Annotated in this window: 15 protein-coding genes and 1 pseudogene; 4 read left to right on the forward strand and 12 right to left on the reverse strand. The window is 39.9% G+C overall.

Annotated features, from left to right (window positions below; genetic code table 11):
- Nucleotides 1–62 precede the first annotated feature (62 nt).
- The 12 genes from PBAT_RS26015 to PBAT_RS17910 all read right to left on the reverse strand — a co-directional run bounded on the left by PBAT_RS26015 (nt 63) and on the right by PBAT_RS17910 (nt 19,984).
- On the reverse strand, nt 63–425 hold the full coding sequence (locus PBAT_RS26015; protein ID WP_246168284.1) for a hypothetical protein: 363 nt from the start codon (nt 423–425) through the stop codon (nt 63–65).
- An 81-nt stretch (nt 426–506) separates the two neighbouring features.
- Nucleotides 507–836, reverse strand: coding sequence for a hypothetical protein (locus tag PBAT_RS26020; protein WP_246168285.1), 330 nt, complete (start codon nt 834–836; stop codon nt 507–509).
- Complete coding sequence (locus tag PBAT_RS17865; RefSeq protein WP_068651471.1) at nt 808–1,797, reverse strand: ABC transporter ATP-binding protein; 990 nt, start codon at nt 1,795–1,797, stop codon at nt 808–810. The genes PBAT_RS26020 and PBAT_RS17865 overlap by 29 nt, the downstream gene beginning before the upstream one ends.
- Nucleotides 1,798–2,204: 407 nt before the next feature.
- Entirely contained in the window at nt 2,205–3,929 is a 1,725-nt protein-coding gene (locus tag PBAT_RS17870; protein ID WP_068651473.1) for a methyl-accepting chemotaxis protein, read from the reverse strand.
- Nucleotides 3,930–4,436: 507 nt separating this feature from the next.
- Complete coding sequence (locus tag PBAT_RS17875) at nt 4,437–5,069, reverse strand: hypothetical protein (RefSeq protein ID WP_068651475.1); 633 nt, start codon at nt 5,067–5,069, stop codon at nt 4,437–4,439.
- A gap of 78 nt (nt 5,070–5,147) precedes the next feature.
- Complete coding sequence (locus tag PBAT_RS17880) at nt 5,148–7,460, reverse strand: glycoside hydrolase family 3 C-terminal domain-containing protein (RefSeq protein ID WP_211267838.1); 2,313 nt, start codon at nt 7,458–7,460, stop codon at nt 5,148–5,150.
- Nucleotides 7,461–7,519: 59 nt separating this feature from the next.
- A complete protein-coding gene (locus tag PBAT_RS17885; protein ID WP_149466376.1) occupies nt 7,520–10,279 on the reverse strand; it encodes a glycoside hydrolase family 3 N-terminal domain-containing protein in 2,760 nt (919 codons plus the stop codon).
- Nucleotides 10,280–10,418: 139 nt separating this feature from the next.
- Nucleotides 10,419–12,698: a helix-turn-helix transcriptional regulator gene (locus tag PBAT_RS17890; protein ID WP_068651481.1), complete on the reverse strand. Its 2,280-nt coding sequence runs from the start codon at nt 12,696–12,698 to the stop codon at nt 10,419–10,421.
- A gap of 179 nt (nt 12,699–12,877) precedes the next feature.
- Nucleotides 12,878–15,898: a dockerin type I domain-containing protein gene (locus PBAT_RS17895; protein WP_068651483.1), complete on the reverse strand. Its 3,021-nt coding sequence runs from the start codon at nt 15,896–15,898 to the stop codon at nt 12,878–12,880.
- 706 nt (nt 15,899–16,604) lie between these two features.
- Nucleotides 16,605–17,456, reverse strand: a complete 852-nt coding sequence (locus PBAT_RS17900; RefSeq protein ID WP_068651485.1) for a creatininase family protein — start codon at nt 17,454–17,456, stop codon at nt 16,605–16,607.
- A gap of 66 nt (nt 17,457–17,522) precedes the next feature.
- The gene (locus tag PBAT_RS17905) at nt 17,523–18,887 is read right to left on the reverse strand and encodes an MFS transporter (protein ID WP_068651487.1); all 1,365 of its coding nucleotides are present in this window, start codon (nt 18,885–18,887) and stop codon (nt 17,523–17,525) included.
- 344 nt (nt 18,888–19,231) lie between these two features.
- Nucleotides 19,232–19,984, reverse strand: a complete 753-nt coding sequence (locus PBAT_RS17910; protein WP_068651489.1) for an AraC family transcriptional regulator — start codon at nt 19,982–19,984, stop codon at nt 19,232–19,234.
- 368 nt (nt 19,985–20,352) lie between these two features.
- On the opposite strand from PBAT_RS17910, the gene PBAT_RS17915 reads away from it, so the two are divergent.
- From PBAT_RS17915 to PBAT_RS26025, 4 genes and pseudogenes are all read left to right on the forward strand, one after another.
- Complete coding sequence (locus tag PBAT_RS17915; RefSeq protein ID WP_068651491.1) at nt 20,353–21,507, forward strand: ABC transporter ATP-binding protein; 1,155 nt, start codon at nt 20,353–20,355, stop codon at nt 21,505–21,507.
- Nucleotides 21,494–22,177 carry an ABC transporter permease gene (locus tag PBAT_RS17920; protein WP_068651493.1) on the forward strand — a complete coding sequence of 228 codons (684 nt, stop codon included), beginning with the start codon at nt 21,494–21,496 and terminating at the stop codon, nt 22,175–22,177. Before PBAT_RS17915 ends, PBAT_RS17920 begins: the two co-directional genes overlap by 14 nt.
- A 137-nt stretch (nt 22,178–22,314) precedes the next feature.
- Nucleotides 22,315–22,995 (forward strand): annotated as a pseudogene (locus PBAT_RS24865) (glycine betaine ABC transporter substrate-binding protein); the annotation flags it as partial.
- A gap of 63 nt (nt 22,996–23,058) precedes the next feature.
- Nucleotides 23,059–23,730, forward strand: coding sequence for an ABC transporter permease (locus tag PBAT_RS26025; protein WP_420848796.1), 672 nt, complete (start codon nt 23,059–23,061; stop codon nt 23,728–23,730).
- Nucleotides 23,731–23,811: the final 81 nt, after the last annotated feature.

A 23,811-nucleotide genomic window follows, 5' to 3' on the forward strand; every position in this document is an offset into this window, starting at 1 on the left:
TGATTGGGTGCCCTTTGTCATTTTTACTTTTATTTAACCCAAAGGATAATCGGTTGGGTACGCTAGTATTGCCCTAGAAGACCTTTCTTCATCGCTATTTTCTCGCAAGCATGAAACACAGTGAGCCCCAGAATTAGATATATCAGCGAATTTAATAATAAGACCCCATAGTCTGACAGAGGCAATTGTGTCAACGTTAGATCCTCTATCATCACTGTTCTAACCATATTCACTCCTTTGACGAATGGAGCGAATGCTAGCAACGGAGCTACAGTTAATGGAACAAATACAAGTCCCATCAACACAAATTGAAAAATCTGTAGAAATGCTTGAATTTGTTTCACAATAATAGCTAAGCCAGCAATCATAAAGCTAATACCTACCATACTTATCATCGTAACTACAATAATCGGGATCGTTGTCATGGGGTTAAGACTTAACCACTGTCCGGAGGTCAGCATCGCACCAAACAGCAAGAGGACCATAATAACAGACTGTAAGCCAAATTAAGCGATGATTCGTGTGAGCATGATCTTCCACACCCCCATGGGGGACATATAGATTTGTTCTAACGTTCCACGCGTCGCTTCTGTTACTACCGAGAAACCGATAAAGTTCATCGTCATCATCGTTAAGCTCCAAAAGACTACACTTACAATTGAATATTGAACATTCATATCAAAACTAGCTGGATCACCTATGAACATAATTCCAAAGAATGCAGCCAGAAATATAATATAAAAAGTGAATACTAATGCAATCGTGTTCGGTAAATAACGTTTCATCTCAATATATTCCTTACGAAAATTAGCACTGAATAGATGCAGCCATTTCATTGGTCATCCCTCCTTTTACAATCTGGACAAACACTTGTTCAAAATCAATGGTTATTCGATCAATACTTTCCACCATGGTTCCTTCCTCTTTCAAAAGATCAAACAATTCGTAGATATCCTGACTGTGCTCTAAATTCACTTCCACGATGGTTTCATGGGAGCTTGTTGTATAAGTACTTAAAGGGAATTTACTCAACAGTTTATTCTCCTGATCTACACTTAAACCCTCACCCAACTTCATTGAATATGCCCTTGTCTCAAATAACTTAAGTAAATTCTCCACCCTGTCATCAATCACAACTTCGCCTTTATTAATGATAATGACACGGTCACACAACTCCTGAACGACAGGCATATCATGTGAACTAATAATAATCGTGCGTTGTTCTTCCTTAACGATTCTATTTAAAATGTTACGCAATTCATAACTAACCTCTACATCCAAACCGAGCGTTGGCTCATCCAGCAAGATGACATCCGTATTAGCTAATAGTGCAACAGCGATGGCTAGCTTTTGTTGCATCCCCCGGGATAATCCATTGACAAGCTCATTCTCCTTATCCTTAAGGTTGAATTGCTCTAATAATTTATCCGCTTGATAGGCAACTTGCTTCCGAGAGTAACCTCGGTTACCCGCGAAATATTCTAGGTTTTCCCGGACGGTAAGGCGCCAATATAAATTTCGGTTCCCCTCTAATACAGCACTAATATGCTCTAGCGCTTTGAGTCTCTTCTTACAAATATCTAAGCCATTAATGTGTATGGAACCCGCATCCGATTCTAACAAACCACAGAGCATCTTTATCGTTGATGTCTTCCCAGCACCATTGGGCCCTAATAAACCGACAACCTCTCCACGATTCACATGAAAAGAAACATCGCGAACCGCATGGATCTTCTCTTTCATTTTTCTTTTCCCATACGCCTTGCTAATACCCCGTACTTCTATAATTTTTTCCACCCTTTAACCATCCTCTCCCGTACCATTTAAAAAGTGATTCAATTGACATATTTATTCTATTTCAGTATCTCGATTTATTTAACTGACTTCAGATGGATACTTCCTCCGTCTGAAGAATGAGATTTGTAGCCTTATGTAACAAATGTTGCCTGTGCGGCTCCGACATAACATAACGACTTCGACCGCGCACTGTGCGAAGGAGTCACAAAGAATATGCGCCATATTCCCGACACAATCAGCTGATACATATGAAAACCCCCATCTATAGAGCGAAATTAAAGATACCCTTTGCGGAATATCTACAGATGCTCACCAACGCTTGATAGACCATCTCTCAAAAAAAATAGAACCCCACGATTGAGGTTCTACATTTTACGATATCTCTATTTGGCAGTTTAACATACCGATTATACTTTGAATTTTGCAACCAGATCTTGTAATTCTTCAGCCATCGAAGACAATGAAGAAGCAGATGATGTAATTTCCTCCATCGAAGCCAACTGTTCTTCCGTAGATGCAGCTAGACTTTGTGATTCTGCTGCTACAGTTTTAGATCCGTCTGATATTAATCCAATAGAATGAACTACCTGTTCTGTACTTGCTGATATTTGTTGAGAAGCATCCGATATTTCCTGAACCTGATTTGAAACTTCATCTATATTTCGCTTTATTTGCTCGAATAATTTCCCTACAGTGTGAACGACTTGAATTCCTTCACTAACTTCCTTCACTCCAGCTTCTGTCGACACAACCACATTATGTGTACCACTTTTAATCGCAGTAACCAACTGTGAAATTTGTGTAGCTGACTGCGAGGATTGTTCTGCCAGTTTCCGGACCTCACCTGCAACCACTGCAAACCCACGCCCTTGTTCTCCAGCTCTAGCCGCTTCAATGGCCGCGTTTAAAGATAAAAGGTTGGTTTGTGCTGCGATTTCTGAAATCACCTCTACGATCAGTTCAATTTCCTTTGAGTGCTCTTCCATCTCAGTTACAGCGTTGGCTAAATCGTTCATTGTATGATGTATCAAATCCATCTGTTTGGCTGTTAATTGTATCGAATGATTTCCCTCAACAGCCTTTTGGGCTGTTTCTATCGTAAGAAAAGAAGTCATTTGTGCGCTTGAAGCAATTTGTTGTACCCCAGATGACATTTCATTTATTGACTGTACACTTTCATTTACATTTCTTGATTGCATTTCAGCATTGGTAGAAACTTCTTGGATGGACATCGTTATCATTTCGGATGCCTGACTGGTTTGTTCCGCACTTGCTGTTAACTCTCCCGAGGAAGAAGCTACCTGCTCAGAACTAATGCTAATTTGCCGCACTAAACTACGAATATTGTCAGTCATCTGATTAAATGATATAGCCAAAATACCAATTTCATCATTATTTTTCACTTTAATGTCCTCTATTGTTAAGTCACCCAGCGCAATACGCTCCGCAACTTCAGACATAGCCACAATAGGTTTGGATATCATACGCGAGCAAACATACCCAATAAAGACTGCTAAAATAAATGCAAGAATACTAAGTATAGCAACGTTCTGAATTGCATTTTTAACGATCAAACTACTTTTTTCACTTTCTTCATTCATCGATTTCAATTGATCTTTTGCAAGTTTATCAGCTATTGGATCCAGTAATGTTCCTAATGGCATGACTTCATTTACAAAAAAATCAGTTGTCTTAATATGATGCTCGTTAGCTTGAATCATCTGAATCAATTGTTCATATTTCAATTTAAACGCTTGGTTTGATTTATCAAGATGTTGTAGAGCCTCTTTAAATTCATTGATTTGAGTTAATTTTTCAGTTTCACTGATTAAACTCGTGGCATTATCATATGACTTCTTTAACTTGTCTAAAAACTCTGCATCCTTCGTAATCATAAATCCCCGTAATAAGCTATTCTCCTTTGAAACTTCAACTTGGGCCTCTAATATATTTGATAAAATTACGGCCCGCCTTTCTATTAAATCGGTATATGTACCCTCAATTTTGTTGAGATAATAAGAAGATATAACGCCTGTTATCCCTAATAAAAGTGCAATAATTAAAAACGAGCCAATTAACTTTTTACCAATCGTCATACTACCTTTAAACTTGTTTCTAATCGTAAATCTCATGTAGAACACCTCATCGTTGGATTTTGCTAGTCTTTTTTTAGAAGATAGTTTGTCAAAGCTACGTGCAACACTTCGGCCACATTAACCGTGGTACAACATATTACAATCCGTCACAGATAAAAAAGCCCCCTCACTCCCAGAGAAAAAAGGGGCTTTTTTATCTCTATTAGTAGCTGGTTAGCTTCATGTAAAGTTGTATAGCTAATACCTATACTTTCCTCTTCATTTTTCAATGAAATTGCCTTTTCGAGAGTATAGGTTTGTATTTCTTATTATGTTAGAAATTTCTAACAAACTATAATCATCATATACAAATTGTATCTATTGAACAAGGGTTTTATATCTAAATTCGACTATTTTTCCAATTAGTAATCACAAGTTCGCCATCATCGATATTTCAATTTCAGATACCTGTTCGAGGCGTACTTCAACAACCTACTTACGGATGAGTTGAAAGACTACGGTTAACCATTATTTATCGTGCTTTTCGAACTCACAATACCTTTACTAGCCCTGTTTTGCAGGCTCTTGTTTGAAAATGATTTTAAATATAGGGTAGAACACGCAGAAAGATATCGTACCATTTATTATCATTGTAATAACGTCCGCTGTTGTTTCACCAAATGACCCCATTCCCCATGTGTTGATTAATAAGTTATAGATAGGCGCTTTGTACAATCCTTGAGCTGCGGCAGCACCGATTGTTATCAGAATATACGCTAATACATACCAAAAAGCAGCCGTCCAAATATTACTGTTTGATTTAAATGTAATACTTCTCTGTGCGAAGAAATTAATAATCTGTGCAATTCCGATCGTGATTTGAACGGCAAGGAAATAGCCAAGCCCTCCTCCACCTCCTGATGCAAGTGAACCGGATGCATAATCGAATACATAATAAGCACTTCCATCAAAATTATGCCCCAACTGGAATACTTGAAAGCTTGTAGTTAGTAATGATGTCTGCGCGAATATGAGTTTAATTAATGGCATTAAAATAAGTTGTAATACTGTCATTCCAGCACTCAGTATAAAGAATACTAAGAATTGTGCAATATTCGGATGTCGTTCCTTATAGTTACTCCAAAAAATTATCATTCCACTACTTCTTTTCTTATTAATGATATTTCCTTCGCTCATTTTATTCTCCATCTCCTTTGAAGCCCCGAAAAAGGAGATACCAAGGTATCTCCTAAGAAGGATGCATCTAATATAAAATTATCGGTTTATCCATTCCAACAGCTTCAAAATTTGCTTTCGACTAATTTTCCCGCCGGTAAAGCGGTCGATTTGACGAAACGGCATGTTCAGAACAAAGTAGACGTTATTCGCTAGCAGGGGTTTATTGACTGCGTCAAAAAACTTTTTAAAGAAAAATATGACATGATAGATTGTTTTTCCCAGACCGTTCTTATATTTAGCTTGCGCAATGGTGTCATTTAACCCCAGATCCTGTTTCGGGTCCCAATAAGGTGATGGCGGTTCGTACCCCAAAAGTCGCTTATATTCCGCTACAGTTACTGCATGAACATGTCCGCTGAAGTAATGAGGAAATTGCTCCTTCGTATGTTCACAAGAGACAGAATCCCCCTTAAGGGTAATCTCTTTATGCAGGTGGATAGACTGGATTGAACTACCGATTTGAATGTCGTAAGTTCCAGGTTCAACCACCCAATCGTGAATCGTCGGATTATAATACGAATAATCGCGTTCCTCAAGCTCTATCGTGACACGTTTACTTTCACCCGGCTCTAAGTACACCTTCTCAAAGCCTTTTAACTCTCGCTTCGCTCTAAATATGGACGAATCTTGTTTCTGGATGTACAGCTGCGCAATCTCTTCTCCCGCAACTGCCCCTGTATTAGTAATGGTGAACGATGCCTGATGCTCATCAGCTACTAAATCTGTATACGCAAAGCTTGTATAGGACAGCCCATAGCCAAACGGAAACAGCACAGGTATCTCCACGGTATCAAAATAGCGGTAACCGATAAATATACCTTCGATATGTTCCGCCGTTGCCTCCTTGCCCGGATAATAAGGAGCAGAAGAAACATCGCTGTATGTGATCGGGAATGTTTCGCTGAGCTTACCACTTGGGTTGTACGCCCCAAGTAAAACACTCGTTAACGCTTCAGCACTTCCTTGTCCGGATAAATAGGTATGAACAATAGCTTTCACATCGTGTACAAACGGCATTTCAATGGCTCCGCCGCCAGCAAGAATCACCACAATATTGGAATTAACTTTCGTCAATGAACGAAGCAAGTCTAGCTGGTTCTCGCGCAAGCCAAGGTGTGCGCGGTCAATACCTTCCGCTTCGCTACCTTCGTCCAACCCCAAGAACAATAGAACTGTATCCGCTTGTTCAGCTAACGTAACGGCTTCCCTTAGTAAGCGATCATGATTTCCACCCATTCGCTTGAAGCCTTTTGCGTACCCAACAATCGGCAAGCCAGATTGACCCAGCACATCGCAGGCATTGGATAGCTTGGCAGGATTAATAAGTGAACTTCCAGCACCCTGGTAGCGTGGATTTTTGGCAAAGTCACCAATAACCGCGATTTTTTTATCCAGCCCAAGCGGCAGAATATTGCCGTCATTTTTCAATAACACAATCGAACGTTTGGCAGCTTCAACCGCTTTGTCATGGTGCTCTTCATAATCAATTCGTGGTGTGACACTATCGTTCAACTGCGTGGAATAGACCAACTCTAACAGACGATCAACGGCTTCATCCAACACTTCTTCGGCTAGCTCATTGCTTCTAACGGCTTGTACGATTTCTTGATCCGTAATCCCATTGGTCGCAGGCATTTCCAATTGATTCCCTGCTTTCAACCCTTCAACGCGGTCATTATTACCGCCCCAGTCCGTAACGACTACGCCATTAAATCCCCATTCTCCGTACAGAATATCCTGTAACAAATCGTTGTTTTCATTGGCGAAAGTGCCGTTCACTTTGTTGTAAGAGGTCATGATGGTTTTCGGTTGGCCCTTCTCAACTACACGTCTGAATCCTTCTAAATACACTTCTCTTAACGAGCGTTCATCTACGATCTCGTCAATCGTCATTCGCATATGCTCTTGGCTGTTGACCGCAAAATGTTTGGGACATGCAGAAATACCATTGGCTTGAATTCCTTTGACCATCTCGCTCGCTAATTCACCCGTTAAATAAGGGTCCTCGGAAAAATATTCAAAGTTGCGGCCGCATAACGGATTGCGCTTAATATTTAATCCAGGGCCAAGCAACACGCTCACATTTTCGCTAGCTGCTTCTTTTCCAATCGTGTGGCCAACATCATAAATCAATTGTCTGTCCCAACTATTAGCCAAAGTTGCCGCGGTTGGAAAACAAGTGGCAGGCAGACTTTTATTTAAGCCTAAGTGGTCTGCCTTTCCGCCTTGCTTCCTCAGACCATGCGGTCCATCTGTAAGCATAATGCTTGGAATATTCACTCGCTCGATCGCTTTTGTATTCCAGAAATTTGCGCCAGACATGAAAGACGCTTTTTCTTCTAATGTCATGCTTTCAATTAATGCTTTATACTTCAATCTTTTCACCCCAAATTTAAGCCATCTATTATTTATTCGAATAAGTAGGTTTGCAGGATTGTATACAACACATGCTGAACACTTGTGCGAACTCCATTTGCAATACCTGAAGGATCCTTCTCGTACGCTTCTTCTAACAATTTCTCATTTTTACTTGGTGTCATAATATCCAACATGAGATCATTGCCAGCTACAACCGCAGCCGGTGCTTTCATAAAGCCAAAGACTGCATCACTTGAAACAAACCCATCAAAGCCCCATTCTTTGCGCAGAACATCATTTAACAAGACGGAATTCGCTCCGGCCCACTTTGTCCCGATAATCGAAAAGCTAGACATTGCGCCTAATGGGCTGCTTTCTTTGACCGTAATCTCAAACGGCTTCAAGTAAATTTCGCGCATCGCTTGCTCGTTGGCCCATATCAGATTTCCTGAACGAGCATTTGTTTCTTGATCGTTCATCGCAAAATGCTTCATGAAGGCAATAATGCCTTGATCTTCCGCACCGTTTATCATAGATGCTGCCATTTTTCCTGAAAGCACTGGATCTTCGGAGAAGTATTCGAAGTTACGGCCGCCTTGTGCCGTACGGTGAATATTCATCCCCGGTGCGTACCAACCTTGAATGCCATACGCACGCGCTTCTTTACCGACTGCTTCTCCCATTTGATAAGCCAGATCATTGTTCCATGTTGCTGCAATGACGATTTCAGACGGATAGGATGCTGCTTCGACTGGCTTAAAGAAATAACTATATCCAGCCGGTCCGTCCATCAATAACGTTTTCGGAACACCCAAACGCTCTACTGCCATCGTTCGATATGCGCCATTTGCTACATAATCGATCATCTCGTTCAATGTAAACTGATCCATGAAGGCCGCCCATTTCGGATCATCGAAAGCTAAGCCTTTCAAATCCTTCAATACTATGCCGTTATCTGCACCAACCGTCGGCAATGCTAGAGTTGAATCTTCCGTCTCTTTCGAGAATGCCTCGAGCACATATTGCGGTGCGTCATGGCTGATATTCTTATCAGATGGATACGTCTTCTTCCAATCATTCCGCGATAAATACGTTATTTCGCCTTTTGCTAGATCAAAGCGATTCTCATAAGCCGTTTTCGTATCCTTATCTTCTTTATAAATCTTTTTCTTAGCGAGCTTAAAGTCATAGCTTGCTACGATATCATGGACGTTACGAGCCACTTTAATGGCATATGTGCCCGGATCTAATACATACGCTTCTTCTACGTTCATATCATAAGAAGCCATCTCCTCGGTAGCAAACGTTAGGGTAATCACTTCCGATTGACCGACTTCCAACAGAGACGTCTTAGCATAGGTGGCTAATTCGATTGCCGACTTTTCAATTCCGCCCGCAACATATGGAGCTGAATAATACACTTGAACGACATCTTTTCCAGCCCTGTCGCCAATATTTTTCACTTCGACTTGTAGTTCAATCTTCTCTTCCGACAATGTCTGATTCAGTACCTTCCATTCGAAATCCGTGTAGCTTAATCCATGTCCATAAGGATATAACACTGTATCTTGATAGCCTTTTTCGTCGTTCAAATAGAAGGTTTCATAGAATCGGTAACCCACATAGATGCCTTCTTGATAATTGAGAAATGAGTAATTTAAATTATTATATTTATAGTCTCCAAAGTTCTCGCTAGCCGGAGACGATGAGTTATCATAGACATACGTATCCGTAATACGGCCCGATGGATTGATATTTCCTGCAAGAATATTCCCTAATGCATTTGCTCCGTAAGGACCCGGTGTTCCTATCCACAATACTGATTTAATGGATTCGTATTCTTCTACGAAACCAAGCTCCAGCGCATTCCCCGCATTAACCACAAGTGTCACATGATCAAAGCTTTTTGAAACCTTTTCAATTAATGCGCGCTTGTTTGCTGTCAATTTCAACTGCTCCGCGGTCGCATCGCTAGCTTCTGTGCTCTCACTAGCAAAGACGATAACCGCATTTTCCGAATACGCTTTCGCTTGTGCTATTGCTTCGTCCGACAAGTAATCGATTGTGGGTTCATCGCTTGAATTTCCACCTAACATGCCTTTTACAACTTGAATGATACCCGTGCTTGCCTTGGCCCCCACTCCCGCTTCTGCACCAACTTCTTGATACCGCTGATAAAGCTCTGTATTGTACGAAATGCCGGCATTCTCCAAGCCTTCAAACAGATCAACCGCTCGGGAAGTATCCCCAGCCCCCGATCCTCCGCCACCATAACGCAGTTCTAACGCCGCTAATCCGAAGACGTTAACCTTTTTATCCTGCAATGGCAGTTGATTCTCTTCATTCTTCAATAAGACAATGCCTTCATTCGCGATCTCTTCAGCTATTTCCCCTCCGTGTTCGCGTGCTGCAAGTGCCTCAGGCGAATCGGTTACGGCCGTAATATGTTTTCCTGTCAACGCATCGATGAGACCAGAAGCGAGTGTACCGAATTGTACGAACAGGAATATGACAATAAGCGCTGCTATCGACCAGCCGGTGAACCGCCTTGGTCTGTTTTTAATTTTCTTGTATCGTTTTGCTTCTTTTTTCATCGCCCTACGATCTTTACGACTTAGAGCTTTCATTTCCATTGTTCTTTGTAGCTTTTGCTCTTTGCGTAATTGTTTGTCCTGTGCAATCGCTGCTTTTCGTTTCTCTTCCGGCAGCCCCCTAATTTCTTGTTTTCGTACTCGAAGCTTAGTTTTATCTTGCTTCACCTTTTGCACGATTTCATTTTTCTTTGCTTGTTTGGTTTTGAAATAGTCCAACACAGCGAGACCCCCCGGTTTCGTCTTTCATTTTTTCTAATCTTAATATAGCGCTTACATTATAACTATGAGGATCTTGCCAAAAAAAAAGCTAAATATTGCTATCATCCGATTTCCCACAAAATCGGAAGAGCAATATTTAGCAGTAATCATTGATTTTTTCTAGGTCAATCATCACGATCCCGAATATCGGAACCTCGAACTCAAGTGTATGATGTCCCTTTATTTTCAGCTGATCGACGCTTCTCGAAGGTCGATTGATCGCATTCCAATAGGTAATATCTTCTAACGACAACTTTTTGCATTTCCTTAAATCAGCAAGGTCCAATCGTTGATCTATCTGCTCAGGCGTTAATCGTTGCTTGATCAATCGGTATGACCCTTCAAGGTTTGTAAGTTCTAGCTTTACAAAAACATACGGACTTCTTGCCTTATGCCAAGCTAATTCGAATTGTTCATTATTTTGATTGATAATCAGATGTAGTTCTTCCTCTGGATAAACGGATAAAATACGGTAATTTTCTTGCTGCTTTGTCACGATACACGAATCATTCTTGAACACAATTTCGTCAAACAGGCGGTTCACAAACTCTGTCGCATACCAATTGTCCTTGTAACGGCCATCCGGTGTAAATAATGACAGCTTACTTGCCAACTCGTCTGGGAAATACTCAAACAGCTTCGCCGAATCGAGTGACAACGGGGGGAAGTAGTGGCCTGCAATTTCATTGTGATTGATTAGGTTTATGTATTGCCAGATGCTTGCATTTGCTTGCGCTAGATCCGAATAGGCGTGTAGATAATCATCCTGTTCGTACACAAGCATTTGGTCCAAAATACGATTCTGATCTTTCATGTTCGTATTCTGACCAATGACCCGAATGTAAGCTTCGTCGAAAAGATGATCAAGCGCAGCTTCGAGTGAAATCTTGCGCATACGCGTCCAGTCATCAATGCAATAAATGGTATTATGGCAGACCATATCAAGCGACACCGCATCTTCGGGCGGCATTGGAAAATGAATGACAATGTTCTTATAACCCTTAAAGGTTGAAATGGCATTCACTAGTGGCAGACATAATTCCCCACTATTTTGCAATTCATAGAAGCAGCGGAACTCGTACATCCATTCTTGGCTTGTCAAATAATTTTGCTGTAGATGGAGATTTAATTCAGTCACTACCGTTTGAAACCATCCCTTGTTATGAAAGCCCCGCTCCTCCCAATCATCGAAATCTATGGTTTGAAATTGTAGGTAGGGCAACATCCCGACAGACACAATCTGTTGCAACATTCGATCCAACTCTCTAAACGAACAAACGAGATTGCCTTCTTTCATCTGTAAATCCAATTTTTTAAAAATACGGGTGACCGCTACCCACTTCACCCCAAGGCGCCCACGCACTTCGAGCAATCGGTCATCCCTGAGCTCGCCCTTTACTTTTAGCACATGATTAACCTTTGAATACCTACCGATCGTTTTATGCAAATCTAATTGAACCTCGATGCGATCAGGGGCAATAGGTGAAGCAGCCGGTAAGTCACCTAGAGGCACATACGCCGATAATAAAGCTAATACATCTTGAGACAGTACCCCTTCGACACGATTCTGTATCTTTTCTTTTTGACGATCTTCACGAAATTCAGCAGGTGTAAGATGATATCTCATTTTAAATGCCTCGTTAAATGAGCGTACATTGGGAAAGCCGTTGGCTAAAGCAATCATGACAATCTTGTCGTTCGTACTTTCCAGCATTCGTAAGCTATGAAACAATCGTACTTCTTTAATGTAGTTACCGATTGAAATCCCTAAATGTTTCTTAAAGGAATGCGCCAGGTAATATTTGCTACTATAGGACTTTTCAGCAATCTCATCCAAGCTGAGTTTCTCGGCATAATTGATATTAATATATGATACAATTTCTTTCACCTTGTCCGAAGCAGCGTGTGATTGCTCCTTTTCGTCAGCCGACCCAAGATACCGATGTAACAGTCCGATTAAACGTTTCGAATATCCTTCGATGATATAGTCAGAACCTTCTCCCGGATAAATCATCTCGATATACAAATACGCCATACCATTTTTCACAAGCTCATATCCATCTTTTTTGTACACCATCGATAGTGGAATGTTAAGCTTAAATGATGGATACTCTTCTTGATACTCATTGGTTAGAAACTTTACCGTGAGCGTCGCATTCTCTTCACTGCCAATCACACGAACAATATCACCTTTATTCAAAACGAAAATATCACCTGTCCGAATCAAAATATCAGAACCGTTTCGCATAATTTCCAGATAACCAGAAAGAACAAACCATGCCGTTAACTCCGTCATAAGCAGAAAATCCACTTCCTCAATCGTTTCGATTGCAGCCAATACAATTTGATCAGATCCATATTTCTTCTTATTCAACATCAAACAATCTCCTCTTCCGATGTGAACATCTATGTTGTTCTAACCGTAAATACGATAGCGGTATCCATCCCTATACATTATAAACCATTCCTTCATCTCTCCGATGATACAATTCACCTTGTCCCTTTAGTGACTGAACAAAAAAGCATCCCAAGGGATGCTTTTTTGTTCAATCATATTTATTCCAAGATTGCCCTTGCTACTAGCGCTAGATCATCAATATTAATAAATCCATCTTTGGTTACGTCAGTACGCTTCACTTGCTGCCAATCCGCACTGTTCGAATCTTTACCGTAGTTTGCTGCTACGAGAGCAAGATCACCAATAGTTACTTTCCCGTCTTGATTCACATCTCCTGGAATACCAGCTGTAGTCACCTGAATTGTGAAGGAAGAGGATACGCCCTCAGATTCCAAGCCCAGATTATTCCCCATAAGCGCTTTGGAAACCTTGATTATCCCATTCGTCGTCTGTGACACTGCCTTTGATTCAAAAGATAATTTCAATAATTTCATATCTCCTGTTATCGCAAATGCGGAACCCTCACTAATTACAATCATTCGGACTTGACCCAATGTATCTTTTGTAGTGAGTAATTTAATCCCTTCTTGCATAGATGTAACCGACACGAAACTCATGACGTCCGAATCGTATTCAATTGTAAGATCTAGCGCATATACGCTATCTGTCACACTTTTCAATCCGAACTCCATTTCGAACGGCTGGCCATCTCGTACTGTAACTGGACCAGATAATTCTGTTATAGGTCCACCTGGTATAACTTCTCCATTAGCTTTTAATTCATTTACTGCTGTATTCAGTGCTGTGATTGCCAGATCAATCTCTTCTTGTGTAACTGTTTCGGAGTCTAATACTACTGTCGCGATATTGATTGCTTCTTGCAACTTAGCCTTCGTTCCTAATGGGTACTGTCCTGGCTTCGTGCCTTCAATCGCCAGATCATACACGGACTGTGCTACTTTAATTGCCTTACTTAGCTTTGTTGTGTCAATTGAGAAGGTTTTGACATCACTAATCTTATACCATCCTGTATCCGTCATTACATCCTTAACAGCCAGTTTAATAGCCGGTGTATTATCTTTCGTAGTATCTACAATGGCTACAGCCAATTCATAATTGCCATCAGGAACACCATCTAATTGTAAAGATCCAGAGTAACTATACCTTTCACCTTTAATCCAATCAGAAGGTTCTGCATCATCGATCATCATTTTTACCGGTTGTTGCGTATCCGGATCAAGCAAGGCAAAAGCAACCTTGTATTTATAACCCCAATTCAGCAGATCATTTGGAAGTTTACCCACTCCTGTATTCTTCCATGAATGATAGATCTTATATGATTTATTAGAATCCATCACCGCAGGGTAACTAACGTCATTTAGTACAAAACGATACCCGCCTTGTAACGCAAACTTCTCTACGAGATCTGCATTGTTCGTTGCAAACTCTATGACATCTTCCGGATGCCGTAGATCCAGTGTATTGGCATGCGTATATAGTGCATCATTGACAACTCTTGTTAACATGTCATGAATCGGTTTATTCTTGCCATCGCAAGAGGAAGCTCTTGATACGAAATTTTGGTAACAATTTTCTGCGAATACCGGGACATCCGGCCAACGCGCAACAATTCGATCCTTTTGTGTCTGATCAAAGTATACAGGACTGCCGTAACTGTCTCTTCTGAGTATGAAACCTTTTTCTTTGTAAGCCCAATCTTGTAACGCCATATCAAAACTACTTGCATCTTGTTGACCGAGTAATACATGCTTAAATTTGTCCGCATATAAATTGACAATCCACTTAAACGTATCGTCTTTCTCTGCCTTCGTCATGCTGTGACTAAATGTATACATCTCGCCCCAGTAGCCCATGCCTCCAGCATCGACAAAATCTACAATACTAGGATCATCGTACTCCTTAGAGAATGCTTTAACAAAATTTTCGAACTTCGCTCTGAATACGAGATCAGTTACAATTGGTGACTTAAAATTACTGTTAGATGCAGTACCTACTCCTCTGGCTCCAGCATCAAAAACAAACTGTGGCGTAGCTTGCATATGTACGTCTTGGCTGTCTATAACAACGCGGAAAGCCAGTCTTATGTTACGGTCTAAAGCCCCTTGGACATATTTTTTGTAGTTTTCATCCTCATTCCATGCATAATGTCCTTCTGTCGGTTCCATACGTGACCAAGGTACACGAATATAAAGAATATTTGCTGATTCTCTATGAGGGTCAACCGTTTCCCAGTATTCCTCTGCAGTCATCCCCGTCATCGCATTTCCGGGACCACCAAATTCCTCAACATATAACATCCAGCCCATCGCCGGATTTTTTATAATGCTTGTTGTGTCTTCTATCGGTGTCTTAATCATATAATCATCAGCTGGCTTAACTAAGACCTTAACTTGAAGAGCTACAGTGTATGCTTTCGTCTGATCTGAAAGTTTCATAACTTCCAACACGAGCGAAATTTTCTCATCATTCGTTAAGGGTGCTATCGTTCCGTCTAAACCTATAATATCTTCCCTATCCGATGATTGAATTCGAACTTCGAATCCCTGAGGCACATCTGGAAGTTTAATCTTGGATTGACCTCTGGCTGGTGACGCGATACTTTTAATTGATTCAGCCACACTATTCGCAGTTAATTCAATATTTCCCCACACTCTTAGCTCCATAATTGTATAATGTCCCCATACCGTAGCTGCAGATTTCACTTTGAGACGAATTTTACTAGCAGTAATTTCAAGGATATCGATATCCAAGGTTTCCGCAGCCTGTTCATTTTTATTCCAGACAAGCGTAATATCAGATTTAGCCAACTTCCATGTTCCACCATCAAAATATTCAATATCTATTGTCTTAATTCCTTGACTTGGACCAAAATTTCCAGACAGTGATATTCGGCTTGTAGTCACCAATTTAGAACCCCAATCAAGTTCAACATAAGCAGGCATTGTAGGATTCCTACCACTTGCCCATCCAATTTCCATATTATTATCATTGATGCCATGGATCGTATTCTGACTTGTACCCGCTGTAGTACTTGCAATGGCCTGTAATGCAACATTCGTCACTTCCATAGTCGTATCAGCTGACACCCTTGGTACATAATCTAACATATAGGTAAACATCATGATGCAAATAAGGAATAAAGAAACTGTTTTCTTCACGACACTCATCTCCTTAAATGGACTTAATTCATGTTTTCGACTCCCAATGACAAATGATAGCGCTTACTAAAATAACGAAAGATATATCGTCATTTGCGATTATGTCAGACAGTTATCCTGATGCGATCTAAGTTCGTTTGATAATACCGGCTTGCCACCCCCTATTCATTTCCCGTCTCATTATTTATCGCAAACTCTTGGTCTGATTTCATTATACAAAGCCCAGAAATTCACAAGTATATATAATCTATGGATAAGATGTGGATTCTGTTATGCAAATCCTCACATTTTACCTTTATCTAAGTTATCGCTATATTTTTCGTAGTTTTAGATATAGTTTTCGTAATTTTGTCTATATCGATCTCCTTTAGCCGTCATAGTACTTCTCAATGGGATACCCTTAAACCCGTTCATTATTACCGTCACAGTCCGTAACGACTACGCCATTAAATCCCCATTCTGTGTACAGATTATGTCTAACGGCGAAACTAAAGGGCACCTGATTGGGTGCCCTAATAATTAGTCATTTTTACTTATATAAAACCCAACAGATGAACGTTATTTAAATCTTTAAATTTGAATCTATCGAGTTCAATGATGTTCTTTTATGCCCCTATACAATTAATGATTTTAAATTTCTTCATTGAAACGAAACAAGTCGCGCGATTCCCATATGAAAATGATTCGCACGACTTGTTATTTATTTTTACGCTTTTCCACCTAGCAAATGTGCCCCGTATTTAGGAAGAATGGTATCCTTAGTATAAGCATCAACTTGACGAAGTGTTTCAACGATCGTCGGCATATCCAATGCCTTTACAAGTTCATTAATCGCTTGAACACCTGCATCTGCATGAGCTTCTCTTTCTTCGGGTGTTTTCAAAAGCAGTGTAGCCATATGATCAGATGGTTCGTTGAAGTAAGAACCTACTGCACCGGATTGATAAGCATATTTTCCTAATGCATTACCAGGGTTTTTACTCATCCCAGCTAACATATGTTGAACATCATAAGTAACAGAATGAGATTCAGGTACATTTAATGGAACATCTTCTAATCTACCTAAAACTTTATATGCACCAATGCTCATATCATGGAATGTTTCCATTAGATTAAGATTGACCGATTCTGCAGCTTTTAACATATCAATATACAGGACAGGTACTTTAGTTTCATCGAAGAAATCACGAACCATACCACTTACTGTCAAATAAGCTGGACCATGACTGGTGACATAAATTTGTCTTCTAAAACCTTGTTTTAGTAATGACTTAGCAATCTTGTCTAAATAAGTCATTCCATCTTTTACACTCATTTGAATCGTTCCCCGACCTACATTCGTGCCGCCTGCGAAGAAATAAGGTAAGTTGTGCAACACAATCCCATCTGATTCCTCAGCCATTATTATAGCAATAGCTTCCGCTAAGACTGTTTCAGAATCTAGTGGTAAAGCTCCATGGGTTTCCGTTACTCCAACCGGAACATATATAATATCATTACGATCTAAATATTGTTCGACTTCCCCATTTGTCATCTTTGAAAGGAATCTAGTACGCATTTAAACCACTCCTACTATTTTATTTGATAAGAATTCACTATAAAAGGAACTCCTAATTAAGACGTTTTAAGACGTTCTACTTATTTTTAATGCTGCATACATTTCATTTGTTCTCTTTTCATTTAGGTTATAGATTATACCTACACCGAGCAACATGATAACGAATGCAATAATTGGAATACCAGTGTACATTTTTAGAATACCTTCTGCCACTTCTGGAGATTGGGATTTTGCTCCACTAACGAAACCAACCCAACCTAAAGCGTAACTTCCAATAGCAGAGCCTAATCCCATTCCTGCTTTACGAGCAAAGGAATATAGAGAAAAAAGTGTTCCTTCGTAATGTTTCCCAGTTTGAAGTTCTGCATAGTCGATACAATCTGTTACAAGAGCCCAGACCACCATAACAAAAACAGATGAACCGATTGTTGCAAGGTTATATACAACCATGAACACATATACACTTTCAATTGTTACTAATGTCAATATCAGTGTTGCAACTAAACTGAAGATTGCTGTAGCAATAACTAAATTTCTTTTATTAAACTTTGCAACCAGTTTAGGAACGATAGCGAATAATATGAGCGTAATACCAATACTAATGAAGGAGTTAATAGCAAAAGCGCTCGGCATATGATAACGTTCGGCAAAGACCATTGGAGCTAATTGACTCACACCATTTATCATAAGAAGTGAGCCAATTGATGCAACCATCATTCCGATCAACGGTCTATTTTTAATAGCTACTTTAAATGCTTCCTTAAAACTATAATCGGATTGTATTCCTGGTTGATTATCATCACGTATACGTTCTGTTGTTAATCTTACAAGTCCTGTATATGCTAATACTGATAAAATACTAAACACAATTGCAATTTGGAAGAATGCTTCTGGGACGACAGATCCAGATTTATCATAGATAAACATTGGCACGAAAGATAAGAATCCAAGTCCAACAACCATACCCCCAATAGCACGAGCACGAGATAATTTTGTGCGTTCAACTGGATCATTTGTAATAACAGATGCAAGAGAACCGTATGGGATCGAATCGGCGGTATAAGCAACACAGAAGAATAAATACACGAATACTACCCAAACATGAGTTGCTGTAGTTCCCCAACTAGATACATTAGCAAAAGCTAATAAACAAGAAGCTGCTAATATCCATTTAGAAATACTAATATAAGGTAAGAATTTATCTCCAGATTTCCCTAATTTCCAGCGGTCTGGAAGAGTTCCCATAATCACATTACAAATGGCATCAAAGAATTTACCTAACAAAAACATCGTTCCCATAAAGTAAGGACTTACACCCAATACATAGGTACAAAAGATTAAGAAAAACCCACTTATATATAGGTTAACGAAACTTCCTCCAATATCTCCTAGCGCATATCCAACTTGGTCTCTTGCTCCAAACTTCTTCATGTAACTCCTCCTCTGTCTTATTTATAAAGTTAATAGTCCCTTCACACGCTTAAAACGTTGAGTTAACTCCCTCCTGTTAACCGCTTACATTTTTAGTTGAACAATTGAATTCCTTTATTACATAGAGCCGTGTATTTTTTATTGGTAAGCGCTTTCTTTAGTGCTTGAATACAAGTATACATCGAATAGAAAAGAAACTTTTGTACTACAATTGCATGTTTTTACAGTATAATTGCATGTTTTTTTCTCCGAAAAATGAAAATATAAATAGGCGCATGATTTCTCATGCACCACTAACAAGGTACGTACTGCCACATACGTCTTTTCAAGATATCCTTCGTTTATCATTTCTTAATCTTCTTTTTAAACTCTAAAGGAGTTACCCCTTCTACCTCTTTGAAGAATTTAGAATAATATTGGGGGGTGCTAAATCCTATCATCATGGAAATTTCAGTCATGGAAAGATTAGAGAAAAGGATAAGCTCTTTTGCTTCTTTTATTCTTCTCATATTTCGATAATTACTAATGGTTATTCCTTTTTCTTTCTTAAACACACGCATTAAATGTGAAGAATGAACATGTAATTTGCCTGCCATTTCCTCCATTGAGATGTCCTCCGCAAAGTTCATCTCGATATAGTTTTCTGCTTTCTGTACAATTGATAAATTGTCCCTTTTAGATTTTCGAATGGTAGTATCAGAATATTCAGTTACCATATTTGAATGAATCTTATCTAGCTCAGCAATGTTTTCGGCATGCTCGATCATTATTGCATATTTTTCTGATGAAAAGTGGCTTTGCAATGGGCTTAACCCTCCCTTTTCAGCAGCATAACTATAAAGGGTATTGTGTGATAATAAAATATTTTTATAGGATCGAACTTTATTATTGGGGACTCTATTAAGAATGTTTAATGGCTCGTCTCTAAATTTCTGAGAAGCGTCCCTTTCATATTCGATTATCAAATTCCTATCACCCGTTTGAATACCATAGAGTAATTTTTCCCGTAAATGATGGACAGATTCAATGTATTCAGGCGTAAGCCCATTTCGATTCATATTGGAATTCGGAGTCTCTGTGTGCAGATGTTCCTTCATCTACTATCCCTGCCTTATGTATTCTACTTTTGGATCGTATTATATCATTCCTTACGACTGTATGTATTAAAATCTATTATCTGTGAAAGTACGTATAGAGGATTTTAGAGGGAGACATCTTAGATGCGACTCCACCTTTGTTCATCAATGGTTCCTGTTATCGGCATAGCACAAAATCGAGGTTCTGTGATCCATGAATCCATTACATTGTCGCTTAATCCTCCCCAACTTTCCCTAGTAAAACAACTTCAGCACTCCTTTCCTATGACCATAAAAGTTTCAAAACACACGAACTGGTTTAAATATATCATTGTACTCATTTAACAATAATGTACATCTCAGTCCTACATAGAAAAGGCGGTAAGTATATGATTCAATTTCAAGGGATTAACAAGGTATATGAGAATGGTAATGTCGTGCTTAAGGATATTAATCTTACGATCAAAGAAGGTGAGATCACCGTATTAATTGGTCCCAGTGGCTGTGGGAAAACGACGACGATGAAAATGATCAATAGATTAATTAAACCCTCCAAAGGAACAATAACCCTCCATGGCGAGGATATCTCTACGATGGATCCAGTAACACTTCGCAGGAAGATAGGTTATGTAATTCAAAGTATTGGACTGTTTCCGCATATGAATATTGCTAAAAACGTAGGCGTAGTTCCCCGCTTGCAGAAATGGGAAAAGAAAAAAACAGAAGCAAGAGTAGACGAACTTTTAAAGATGGTAAACTTAGATCCAGACTTATATCGCAATCGTTACCCCTCAGAATTAAGTGGAGGACAGCAGCAGCGAATCGGTGTCATTCGTGCTTTAGCTGCGGATCCTAACGTTATCCTCATGGATGAACCTTTTAGTGCGTTGGACCCCATTAGTCGCGAACAGTTACAAGAAGAGCTAATTCGTCTACAACAAGAATTGAAAAAGACGATTGTCTTCGTTACTCATGATATGGATGAGGCTATCAAAATTGCCGATACCATCATATTAATGAAGGATGGTCACGTCATCCAAACCGGACACCCAGAACATATATTGCGTCATCCGGCGAATGATTTCGTGAAGAACTTTTTTGGAACGAAAAGAATGCATGAAAATGCGCTAGAAGCACCCACAGTAGATGAAGTGATGGTAGACAATCCAGTAACGTCCTATCCATCTAGAGGTCTTGCCTCAGCCATGAAAATCATGGAGAAAAGACGGGTAGACTCCTTGTTAATTGTTGATAAAACCAACCATCTGGAAGGTAGTGTGTCGATTTATCGCGTGTTGGATCAATATGGTGAAGAAACCAAAACTGTAGCTGATGTCATGGTACCTGTTGTACATTTCGTACAAAGCGGAACTTCTCTATCCATTGCTCTAAATATCATGACTGAATATCAGTTGTCCAATTTACCTGTTGTAAATAGCAACAACCAGTTAATTGGACTTATTACTAGAGGAAGTGTCGTAAGCCATCTGGCAGAAGTCTACTCTCCTGAACTTGATGGGGGCGTTGTCGATGCCGAAATCTAATTTTCTTGTCACTTATTTAGAATTTCTACAGGAGCGTTATTTGGACATATTGACCGCCATACAACAGCACTTGATCATCACTGCCACATCCATCCTTCTGGGCATATTCGTTGCTGTTCCCTTAGGTATGTTTTTGGCGAAAAATAAGATTAAATGGCTACATACGTTGATTTTCACTATAACAAATATATTCCAAACGATTCCAAGCTTAGCTCTTCTGGCTCTGCTCATTCCACTCATGGGTATCGGGATAAAGCCAGCGATCTTTGCTCTATTTCTTTACTCTTTATTACCTATTCTACGAAATACATATGAGGGATTCAGCTCAGTTGATCCGGCAATGCTAGAATCCGCACGAGGTATGGGTTTCAATGCCACTCAACGTCTGCTGCAAATCCAACTTCCACTGGCGCTTCCTTATATCATGTCTGGTATACGCGTCACTACGGTATATATTATTAGCTGGACGACCCTTGCAGCATTAATTGGTGCAGGAGGTTTAGGAGAGCTTATCGTTTCTGGTATTGGAGTAAACAAGAAGGAACTTATCATAACAGGAGCCGCTTCTGCGATCTTGTTGGCATTACTCGCTGATCTCTTATTCGGAGCTATTGAAAGATGGGCTTCTACTAAAAATAACAAAAAAAATAAATTGCAGGTGGACAAATGAGAAAACTAACAACATGGGTTGCCACCTTAAGCTCAATTATCTTATTATCATTGGTTGTCTCTGCATGCGGTAAGGCTGACAACGATACGATAAAGATAGGTACGCAAACCTACACAGAAACCAAAACTCTAGCTGAAATGTATAAAGTCTTAATTGAAGAACGCACCAAATTAAACGTCGACATTGTACCCGATCTTGCATCGAGTCCCATTGTCATCACGGCAATGAAGAACAATGAAGTTCAGATGGGTACCTTGTATTCCGGAGAGATTTTCAATAATCATTTTCCAGTGAAAGACACCAACGATCGTCAAGAAGTTCTACAACAAGCCCAAGAGGGGTTTGACAAAAACTTTGACTTCAAATGGTATGACTCCTATGGCTTTGAGAATGCATATGCATTAACTGTGACTCAGGATGTGGCTAATCAATATCATTTGGATACGGTATCTGATCTACAGAAACATGCTAAAAGTATGAATATTGGCGTGGACTCCACTTGGCTTGAACGAGAGAATGACGGTTACAAAGCCTTCACCAAGTTTTATGGATTCTCATTCAAGAAAACACTTCCGATGGAAAGTTCATTAGTCCATAAAGCGGCGGCTGACCGAAAAGTCGATGTTGTCGTTGCGTATACGACTGACTCCGGCCTCAAACAATATAACTTAAAGACATTAAAGGATGATAAACAATTCTTCCCACCCTATGATGCATCTCCTGTCGTCAGAAACGAAACCTTACAGCAACACCCTGAATTGAACGACATGATTTCTTTGTTAATAGGGAAGTTGGATACTTCCACCATGAGTGCACTTAACTATGAAGTTGAAGTTAATAAACGCTCACCGAAAGAAGTCGCCTATGAATTTCTGAAATCCATTGATCTTCTCGACGCTGACTTAAATCCACCTAGATCCGATCTCAATCTCTTAGAATATGTCAAAGAGAATGCCGGTTATCTATTACACTTAACATGGGTGCATATTGTCATGGTAATCAGCGGTCTTGGGCTGGCTCTCATTGTGGGTATTCCACTTGGTGTACTCAGTGCCCGCAGTAAAAAACTAGCAGCTATTATCTTGCCAGTAGCGAACTTTATTCAAGTTATTCCAAGCCTAGCTCTATTAGCTTTACTGATGATCGTCCTTGGCTTAGGATTTAAGACCGTTGTTGTTGGTTTATTCCTATATTCTTTGCTACCGATTATTCGTAACACCTATGTAGGTTTAAGTCAGGTGAATCCGGGTATAAGTGAAGCCGGCAAGGGTGTCGGTATGAGTAACATGCAATTGCTACTCCAAGTGCAACTTCCCCTAGCACTCCCATTCTTAATGGCTGGAATTCGCATAGCAGCGGTTATTGCTATCGGTGTAGCCACGCTTGCTCCGCTCATTGGTGGTGAAGGACTAGGACGTGAAATTTATTCCGGCCTTAACCTTCATAATAATATCAAAATTTATGCGGGTGCGATTCCCGCTTGTCTACTTGCTATTCTCGCTGATATTTTCCTCGGTATGCTTCAGAATAAGCTGAAGCACCGTAATCAATAGCGAACGTGATTACATTAAGAAGAGGGAACGACTCCACATACGAGTCGTTCCCTCTTTTCCTACTTATGTAATGTTCTATCC

The organism is Paenibacillus antarcticus, from assembly GCF_001637225.1.
GTDB classification, from domain to species: Bacteria; Bacillota; Bacilli; order Paenibacillales; family Paenibacillaceae; genus Paenibacillus_AQ; species Paenibacillus_AQ antarcticus.